This is a genomic window from Microbacterium sp. 13-71-7 (assembly GCF_002257455.1).
In the GTDB taxonomy this organism is placed as follows: domain Bacteria; phylum Actinomycetota; class Actinomycetes; order Actinomycetales; family Microbacteriaceae; genus Microbacterium.
Genome location: NZ_NCKN01000297.1, coordinates 1 through 4,260, shown reverse-complemented (window position 1 = coordinate 4,260; position 4,260 = coordinate 1). Strand labels below are relative to the sequence as shown.

Here is a 4,260-nt window from a genome sequence, read left to right as displayed (position 1 = left end):
GCCCGACGAGCGTGACCGCGCGCACGGCCGTGGCGAGGGATCCGATGGCATCGCCGGATCCGTGGGTGCCGGTCGACACCGCCCCCGCGACGGAGATGTGGGGCAGGGATGCGAGGTTCGCGAGGGCGAGATCGCGCCGCTGCAGCTCCGCCCCGAGCTCGCCGTACCGGATGCCGCCCGAGACGCGCACCGCGTCGGGAGAGACCTGCTCGATCACGACGGGCATCGCGGAGAGATCGATGAGGGTGCCTTCGGTGTCGGCGATGGTGCTGAAGCTGTGCCGGGATCCGAGCGGGCGCAGCGGCCCCGGTGCCGCGAGCGCGCTCTCCAGCTCGTCGCGGCTGCGCGGGCGGGCGATCGCCAGCGCGCCGTACGTCACGTTCCCGGCCCAGTTCGTCCCGATGCTCATCGCCACATCATAGAGGCGCGAGGAGCCCGCACGACGTGCGCGTTACATCGATAGAACCACTCGCGCCACCCCACACGACGTCCCGGGCATAGGCTGAGCGCATGGCCGGGAGCACGCGCGCGACGATGCGCGACGTCGCGTCGCTGGCCGGGGTCTCGGCGAAGACCGTCTCGAACGTCGTCACGGGCGCCGTGTTCGTGCGCGACGACACCCGCGAACGCGTCGAGGAGGCGATGCGCAAGCTCGACTTCGTCCCCAACCTCAGCGCCCGCAGTCTGCGCAACGGCCGCTCCGGGGTCATCGCCCTCGCCCTCCCCTACCTGGCCACATCGTTCTCCGCGGAACTCCTCGACCACATCGTGCAGGCGGCGCGCGCCCGAGGCCTCGCGGTGCAGGTCGAGCAGACCGGATCAGAGCCGCGCCGCGAACGCGAGCTGCTCTCGCGGGCCCGCGCGCACCTCGTGGACGGGCTGATCCTCAACCCGATCCGACTCGAGGACAGCGCGCTCACCGATGCCGACCGCCAGCTGCCGGTGGTGCTCATCGGCGAGGTCGAGCACCAGCTCGCCGATCACGTCGGCATCGACAGCGTCGCAGGGGCGGCCGAGCTGACACGGCACGTGATCGCCCGTGGCGCCCGGCGGATCGCGGTCGTCGGCGGCGACGACCAGCACGCGATCGCGACCGCCACCAGCCGGCTCCGCCTGCAAGGGGTGCGCCAGGCCCTCGCCGAAGCCGGACTGCCCGCGGATCCTCGCCTGACGGCGAACCACGCGGACTGGACGATGAGCGGCGGCGCGGCCGCGATGAGCGAGCTGCTCGCCCGCGGCGTGCCGTTCGACGCCGTCCTCGCGTTCACCGACTCGCTCGCCGCCGGCGCCCTGCACGTGCTGCACGGGCGCGGCATCCGCGTGCCGGAGGACGTCCTCGTCACCGGCTTCGACGACGTGGAGCTCGCCCGCTTCACCGATCCCGCCCTGTCGACGGTGCGGATCGACCGAGCGGCGTTCGCCACGGCCGCCGTCGACCTGCTCTCCGAGCGGATCGCGGATCCGACCGGCACCCCGCGCACGATCACGGTGCCGCACCGGCTCATCGTGCGCGACAGCACCGCGGCCTCCCCGCGGGGCTGGACGCCCGCGTCCTGACTCGCGTGCCGGCCGGCCGGCGCCGGTACCGCGACGAGATGGAAAACGCACCCCCGCCGGACGTCCGCGCGACGTTTTCCATCTCACAACCGAGCGAGCCCCCTCCTGAAGATGGAAAACGCACCCCCGCCGGATCCCCGAGCAGCGCTACCCATCTCGCACCGCGCGAGCGCCCACCCGCCGCGCCGCCGTGACCGGTCTCAGAAAGCCTCTTGCGCCACTCATTTCATCGATGTAATGATATTCGGCATCCCACGATCGTCCACGAAGGAGTGACGATGACACCACCTCTCGATCTGAACCGGCGGCAGTTCCTCGGCGCCGCGGGCATGACCGCCGGCGCCGCCCTGCTCGCCGGGTGCGCCCCGTCCGCATCGGCCGCATCCGGGCCCCGCACGCTGCAGTTCTGGCACCTGCTCTCCGGCGGCGACGGCGTCACGATGTCGGGCCTGCTCGACACCGCGAACGGCGGCCAGTCCGCCTACCGGATCCGCCCCACCGTGCTCGCCTGGGGCACGCCGTACTACACGAAGCTGGCGATGGCCGCGGCCGGCGGGCGGGCTCCCGACGTCGCGATCATGCACGCCACCCGCGTGCTGGGCTGGGCTCCGGGCGGTCTCCTCGACGCCTGGGACACCGGCCGTCTCGCGGACCTCGGCGTCGATGCGTCGACCTTCCCGGATCCGATCTGGAAGAAGGGCGAGGTCGACGGCAGGCGCCTCAGCATCGCCCTCGACGCGCATCCCTTCGTGCTGATGTACAACACCGATATCTGCCGGAAGGCGGGTGTGCTGGATCGGGACGGGCGCCTCAAGGAGGCGACGAGCCCCGAGGAGTTCCTCGCCATGGTCGACGCGATCGCCGCCGTCACCGGCGGACACGGCCTCTCCTACGGCTACCTCGGCGACGGCGCCCAGATGTGGCGCCTGTTCTACACGATGTACACGCAGCACGGGATCGAGATGGAGCTGCCGCAGGGCGGATCCGCCGTGATCGACAAGGATGCCGCCGTCGCCTCGCTCACCTTCATGCAGAACCTGCTCGACGGCAAGCGCGCCGCCAAGCAGGCCGACTACGGCACGGCGGTGGCGGAGTTCGCCACGGGCAAGAGCGGCATGTTCCTCAGCGGGGTGTGGGAGCTGCGCACGATGCAGGCCGCGAAGATCCCCTTCGACGTCGCGATGATCCCCCCGCTCTTCGGCACCAGAGCCGTGTACGCCGACTCGCACTCGTTCGTGCTGCCGCACCAGTCGCACCCCGACGCCGCGAGCCGCGATCTCGTCTACCGGTTCGTGGCGGACATGCTGAAGGGATCCTTCGGCTGGGCCGAGGCCGGGCACGTCCCCGCGTACCTCCCCGTCACCGAGTCCGCGAAGTACGCGGAACTGGTGCCCCAGGCGCACTACGCGGAGGCCGCGAAGTACGTGCGGTACGACCCTCCGGCGTGGTTCACCGGGTCCGGATCCAACTTCCAGGGCCAGTTCGGCGCCGCGGCCCAGCCCGCGCTGCTCACCGGCGGCAGCCCCGCCGAGGCCGTCGACCGCTTCGAGCAGGCCGTCCAGCGCTTCCTCGGCCAACCCAATCCCGCCGATCCGGAAGGAGCACGGAGATGACCGCCACGGCCTCCCCCACCACGACGACCCTCGTCACCGTGCGCCCCGCCTCCCGCGCGCTGCGGCGGCATGCGGGCGGATCCCAGGGCAGCGAGCAGCTGATCGGGTGGGTGTTCCTCACGCCCTTCCTCATCGCGTTCGCGCTGTTCCTCGTCTGGCCGATTCTGCACGGCCTCTACCTGAGCTTCACCGACCAGTCCCTGACCGGATCCGGCGGAGGACTCGTCGGGTTCGCGAACTACGCCGAGGCCCTCACCGACCCCGTCATGTGGGGCTCGTTCGGCAACACCGTGTGGTTCACGCTGCTGTCCACGATCCCGCTCGTCGTGATCGCCCTCCTGATGGCCGTGCTCGTCGACCGCGGCCTGCCGGGCCAGTGGCTCTGGCGGCTGTCGTTCTTCATGCCGTACCTGCTGGCCTCCACCGTGATCTCGCAGATCTGGATCTGGATCTTCAACCCGCAGATCGGCGCGGCGAACAACGTGCTGAAGGCCTTCGGGCTCGAGCCGATCGCGTGGCTGCAGGATCCGAAGGTCAACATGCTCGCGATCGTCATCGCGACCGTGTGGTGGACGGTCGGGTTCAACTTCCTGCTCTACCTCGCCGCCCTCCAGAACATCCCGCAGCAGCAGTACGAAGCGGCCTCGCTGGACGGCGCGGGCGGCTGGCGGCAGTTGGTCTCGATCACGCTCCCCCAGCTCGGCCCGGCGACGACGCTCATCGGACTGCTGCAGATCCTCGCGTCGCTCAAGCTCTTCGACCAGGCGTATCAGATGCTCGGCGGCCTCTCCAGCGACACCACCCGCTCGATCGTGCAGTACATCTACGAGACCGGCTTCGTCGGCTACCGGTTCGGCTACTCGGCCGCGATCTCGTACGTGTTCTTCGCGATCATCATCATCCTCGGCGTCGTGCAGGCGCTGATCACCCGTCGGCGGAAGGACGCCCGATGACCACTGCGACCCGCACCCTCGTCGTCCCCGGCGCCGTGCGCGCCCGCACCCGCCGGCCGATCGGCCGCCGGTTCACCGTGCTGACCGTCCTCGCCTTCGCGGTGCTCCTGATCCTCGCGATCGGCTGGCTGCTGCAC

Annotated in this window: 4 protein-coding genes; 3 read left to right on the top strand and 1 reads right to left on the bottom strand. The window is 70.7% G+C overall.

Translation table 11 applies throughout. From position 1 onward, the window contains the following. Window positions 1–409, bottom strand: a 409-nt coding sequence (locus B7X32_RS19025; protein ID WP_292723298.1) for an FAD-binding protein, incomplete at its 3' end; no start/stop codon positions are given. A gap of 101 nt (window positions 410–510) precedes the next feature. Here B7X32_RS19025 and B7X32_RS19020 point away from each other — a divergent pair. The 3 genes from B7X32_RS19020 to B7X32_RS19010 all read left to right on the top strand — a co-directional run bounded on the left by B7X32_RS19020 (window position 511) and on the right by B7X32_RS19010 (window position 4,123). Continuing rightward, window positions 511–1,557: a LacI family DNA-binding transcriptional regulator gene (locus tag B7X32_RS19020; RefSeq protein ID WP_292723295.1), complete on the top strand. Its 1,047-nt coding sequence runs from the start codon at window positions 511–513 to the stop codon at window positions 1,555–1,557. Window positions 1,558–1,835: 278 nt separating this feature from the next. Further along, complete coding sequence (locus B7X32_RS19015; protein WP_292723293.1) at window positions 1,836–3,170, top strand: extracellular solute-binding protein; 1,335 nt, start codon at window positions 1,836–1,838, stop codon at window positions 3,168–3,170. Beyond that, window positions 3,167–4,123 carry a sugar ABC transporter permease gene (locus B7X32_RS19010; protein ID WP_292723291.1) on the top strand — a complete coding sequence of 319 codons (957 nt, stop codon included), beginning with the start codon at window positions 3,167–3,169 and terminating at the stop codon, window positions 4,121–4,123. Before B7X32_RS19015 ends, B7X32_RS19010 begins: the two co-directional genes overlap by 4 nt. Window positions 4,124–4,260 lie beyond the last annotated feature (137 nt).